A 3,786-nucleotide genomic window follows, 5' to 3' on the forward strand; every position below is an offset into this window, starting at 1 on the left:
GGCATTTGGAGCCTAACGCTTTCCCGAAAATCTATAAGAGAGAATTGTTTGACACGATTCAGTATCCTGTCGGGAAATTGTATGAGGATATTGCCACTACTACCAAGCTTATTGATAAGGCTGGCAAAATCGCATACCTGGATGAGAAAGACTATTACTATAGGATTCGTCCAAATAGCATCCAAACAGCGAGTTTTAATCCCAAGAAGCTTGACTTACTTGATCAGCTTAACGTTGTTAAGACGATAGTGCGGACAAAGTATCCGAGTGTCATTAATGCTTATTATTCAAAAGAACAGAGCGCATTATTTAATTTGTACATGAATATGAGCCCTGATGGTACAAAAGAAATACTTGGAATAGCAGATGACTTGTGGAATGGAATCAAAAACAATCGAATTTCAGTTTTAAAGGATAGAGAAGCAAGGCCCGATGCTAGAATCGCTTCATTACTGTCCTTCCTAGGTCCGATTCCTTGCAGATGTGTTTATAGGCTGGTAAGAAAATGAAAATATCCTCTAGCACAGGCAAACAATCTCAAGACCGTTATATTTGTATACTTCTAGTATTGGTTTTGGTTGGGTCTGCATTTCAAAATGTCAAAGTGATTGGCCCGTTAAATCCGGGACATTTATTTGCATTATGTTTTATTCCTTTTTTACTGCCAAAGTTCAGAGAGGCGAAATTTCCACCTGCTGTGATATGTATTTTTTTGGCATACATCCTCTGTGTATCGTTGTTTGCAGGTTTCCAATGGGGATTGAACACATCTATTATCAATTACTTATTTGTCTTTTATATTATTTTTTTCATTGTCAATTTAGGAAGAAATATCTCATTTGAGTCATACAAGAAAGTGTTTCAAGTAGCTGGAATACTTTCTTTTGCGATCGTTATATTAAATGCAATTCGTTATAAAAATGCTATATTAGCATATTTTTCATCTGGATATTACATAAATCATCCGTACTACCCAACAATATTTGGGGGCGGAGCTAACCTTGAAGCATCATGGCCCAGTATATATGGCGTTTTTTTCATGGATAGCCCTTACGGCATTATATATCTTGTTTTATCGTTCATATTTTCCTCTATCCAAGTTAGTCGAGCTGGTATTATTATTTCGCTAATCTGTTTGGCTATATACGCATATAAAAGGCTGCGAGAATCAAAAAATCCGTTTTTGATTTTATTCTTAATATTCGTCACTCTTTCCTTTGGTTCTTTTTATGCATTGAAACTTGGAATATTCCAACCAATTCTTGACCGTTTTTTCAGAAACCAAGAGGATAGAGGCGCTGCGGGTCGTGTTGGAATCTACGATAGTGCCCTTCCTTTTCTTTGTAATCATCCTTTTGGCGTTGGTTTGGGGAATGCGGTTTCTGCAGTGAATAGAGTGGCTGCGAATACAGTGGGAATGGAACCGATAGTAGATGACAATTTGCACAATCTATTCCTCCAGATGACTGTTGAAACTGGTGTGCTTGGTGGAGTATTTTATGCATGTTTGGTTGCTTTTCTGTGTTTTAATTGTATTTTCAAACATAAATTCGCCAATCCTTTTGAAAACTTCCTGCTTGCTTTCTTTGCTTTATCGTTGATTCAATTTGAAAAAATAGAAATCTTCCCTGCGATATGTCTTGGCATATTGTTGAGTAAAAAATATTATTCGTACAAGGATTTCGATTTATAATGCTATTTTCTATTATTATTCCTGCTTTTAACGCAGAAAGATATTTATGTGATTCTTTGGAATCTGTCCGGATGCAGACCTTCACAGATTATGAAACTATAATTGTTGATGATGGATCTACCGATAAGACGAGTGAGATAGCAGATTCTTTTGCTGGGAAAAACCTTCAGACTCATGTGATCCACCAAGAAAACAAGGGTCTTTTGCTTGCCAGAAGAGCTGGACTACAAGCGGCGAGTGGCAAATATGTTGTTTTCTTGGATGCGGATGATTCTTTACGCTCCACGGCTTTGCAGGATATTGCCGAGGTAATTCATAAATATGATGTTGATATTGTTTCTTTTAGGTATTCTCGGCAGGATAATTTCTTGACATCTGATTCGCCTTCACCCTTGCCGATCGGGATATATGATGGCGAACGATTCGAAGAAGCTAAGCTTCATCTCTGCAAAGGACGATTCAATGAGATGTGGAGCAAGGCGATAAGGCTTTCATGTTTTGACTGTACTGCTGATTATTCCAACTATGCAGGGTTGATGCACGGTGAAGATCTTTTACAGCTTCTTCCTGTTTTCGACAGTGCTCATTCTCTTTATAGTTTAGATAAGGTTCTCTATTTTTATAGGCCTAATGATTCCGCTAGCACGGCTAGATATAAGTCCAGTCAGTTATCTGATATCAGAAAAGTAAATGCTTGTCTTCTGTCTTTTTCGATGAAATGGGGAAACGCCTGCTATCAAACGGCATGCCACGGCGAGGTCATGCAGTATATCAATCTTCTTAAGATTGCTGTTTCGTACCTCTCCTATGCTTCTTTCGGTGATGTATTTCGTTCGATACGTAAGGTGATGGATGATGAGGGATGTTTGGCACGCGCTCAACAATGTCAATTGAGGATTGACAATTCTATTATCGTTTTTTGCCTTATGCACAATTTCTGTTATCTTGCTTTTCTTGTTTTGAAAATAATAAATTGTATCAAGGGATAAAACGTAAGGATTTTTGATGATTAGAACAAAAGCTGATTTATTGGAATATATCCAAGAGGATAAGCGTATGCAGCCGCGGCCTTCATCTTTTGTGAAGCGTTATCTGGGTACAAGTGGGGCAGTGGTCCGGTGGAAAAAGTGTTTAAGGAAATGTGAGTACCATCACAATATTTCCAAGAATATTTATCACAGGTTGGCATATTTTGTTTATCTTTTTATGTTGAAAAGATATGATCGACGTTTCTCTTCAGAAATCCCCATTAATGTTTTTGGTAAGGGATTATTAATTTGGCATCCGGAACGGATAATTATTAATCCTGATTCAAAAGTTGGAGATTACTGCGCGCTTTCGAGTGGCGTTGTCATTGCACAGGCACATGGAGAATGCCCGACAATCGGTGATCATGTAGAGCTTATGATTGATTCGAAGGTGCTGGGAGGAATTGCTGTAGCTGATAACGTAAGAATCGGAGCTTCTGCGTTGGTGCTTAAACCGATAAATGAAGCTGACACAACTTGGGCTGGTGTTCCGGCAAAGAAAATTAACAATCAGGGAACTATTGAAGTGCCGATTCCTGTTTGCACTTATTAGTGCTACGAAGGTGAGATAGATGGAACAGAAAAAAGGCCGGCTGGTCAGCGTCATCTTGCCAGCATATAATGTGGCGAATTATTTAGATGACTGCTTGGAAAGTGTTATTTCCCAGACATATATCAATACTGAAATTATCATCGTTGATGACGGATCAACTGATGATACTGCAGGGAAAGCAGACGATTGGCTTTCTAAAGATGATCGTATTCGCGTTGTTCATCAAAAAAATGGCGGCCTTTCAGCGGCGAGAAATACTGGCCTTCGCTATGCGCAGGGTGAATTTATTCTTTTCGTCGATCCCGATGACCGTATTGATGAAAGCTTGATTTTCAAGTGCATGACGTTATTAAATGATGATTCGGCTTCTTTAGTCCATTTTGGATACCGATTAATTGATGAAAATGGATTATTACGCGAAAAAAATTTTCCGGATACCCTCGCTAATACTGATGAGCTGCTACCGGCAATTTTGAGTGACAAAATTCCAAGTCATTCTTGGCAGCTTTTAT

The 3,786-nt window shown here is 38.5% G+C and carries 4 protein-coding genes and 1 pseudogene; all 5 read left to right on the forward strand.

What is annotated here, in order from left to right; all coding sequences use genetic code 11:
* Nucleotides 1–509 (forward strand): annotated as a pseudogene (locus tag OU26_RS10245) (hypothetical protein); the annotation flags it as partial.
* A 59-nt stretch (nucleotides 510–568) separates the two neighbouring features.
* Nucleotides 569–1,693, forward strand: coding sequence for an O-antigen ligase family protein (locus OU26_RS09975; protein WP_160257614.1), 1,125 nt, complete (start codon nucleotides 569–571; stop codon nucleotides 1,691–1,693).
* A complete protein-coding gene (locus OU26_RS09760) occupies nucleotides 1,693–2,682 on the forward strand; it encodes a glycosyltransferase family 2 protein (protein WP_051593016.1) in 990 nt (329 codons plus the stop codon). The genes OU26_RS09975 and OU26_RS09760 overlap by 1 nt, the downstream gene beginning before the upstream one ends.
* Nucleotides 2,683–2,698: 16 nt before the next feature.
* Nucleotides 2,699–3,274 (forward strand): LbetaH domain-containing protein, encoded by a 576-nt coding sequence (locus tag OU26_RS09980; protein WP_081815696.1) that lies wholly within the window; start codon nucleotides 2,699–2,701, stop codon nucleotides 3,272–3,274.
* Between the two features lie 19 nt (nucleotides 3,275–3,293).
* Nucleotides 3,294–3,786: glycosyltransferase family 2 protein (locus OU26_RS09985; protein WP_152571367.1), on the forward strand; the 493-nt coding region annotated here is incomplete at its 3' end.

It is taken from the genome of Bifidobacterium ruminantium DSM 6489, assembly GCF_000770925.1.
In the GTDB taxonomy this organism is placed as follows: domain Bacteria; phylum Actinomycetota; class Actinomycetes; order Actinomycetales; family Bifidobacteriaceae; genus Bifidobacterium; species Bifidobacterium ruminantium.

Coding starts and splice junctions, on each gene's coding strand:
- OU26_RS09760 (WP_051593016.1), top strand. CDS start 1,693: ATGCTATTTTCTATTATTATTCCTGCTTTTAACGCAGAAAGATATTTA.
- OU26_RS09980 (WP_081815696.1), top strand. CDS start 2,699: ATGATTAGAACAAAAGCTGATTTATTGGAATATATCCAAGAGGATAAG.